The organism is Nocardiopsis sp. ATB16-24, assembly GCF_030271535.1.
Lineage (GTDB): Bacteria > Actinomycetota > Actinomycetes > Streptosporangiales > Streptosporangiaceae > Nocardiopsis.
In genome coordinates, this window is the sequence record NZ_JASCXJ010000053.1 from 1 (window position 1) to 561 (window position 561).

The following is a 561-nucleotide window of genomic DNA, read 5'->3' on the forward strand; positions in this document are numbered from 1 at the left end:
CCTCACGCGGGCCCCTGGTCTGGGCGCGTGCCGAGGGGCGCGGGCGTGCACCGGCCTCGGGGCGGCGCGGTCCGCGCCGGGGGCGTTTGCCGGGCCGAGAGCCCGCACGGCCGGTCGCTCCGGGGCGGCGTGGGTCTCGGGGGCGTCGATCTCTGGGTGTGCTCACTCCCCGCTCCCGGCGCTTCCGCGGACCTCACCGCTGTCGGGGTCCAAGAAGAGCGGGGCCTCCCCCGGCTCCATGCCCATCTCCTCGGCCTCCCGGGCGATGCGCTCCGACGTCTCCAGGTGAGCGACGGTGCTGCGCAGTTGCTGCTCCGTGTAGGAGAGCTCCCTGTTCTCGGTCTGGAGGTTGGAGATGGCGAACGCCTCCTCGGCCACGACACTGCGCAGCACGAGCAGGCTGACCAGCGCGCCGCCGAGCAGACCCAGGATGAGCAGGACGAAAGGGATACGCGGCGCCCGCGTCTGCGCGCCCGCCCTGGTGCGCGAGCGCGCCGCCGGCGGCGTCGTGGCCGTGCGCCCGGGGGGCGCGGGCCTCGTGGTGCCCTTCCCGCCGCGGGC

At 76.3% G+C, this 561-nt stretch carries 1 protein-coding gene; it reads right to left on the minus strand.

The window, feature by feature from the left end; translation table 11 throughout:
• Positions 1-162 precede the first annotated feature (162 nt).
• On the minus strand, positions 163-561 hold a 399-nt coding region (gene ftsL, locus PFX91_RS23075; RefSeq protein ID WP_285735234.1), incomplete at its 5' end, for a cell division protein FtsL.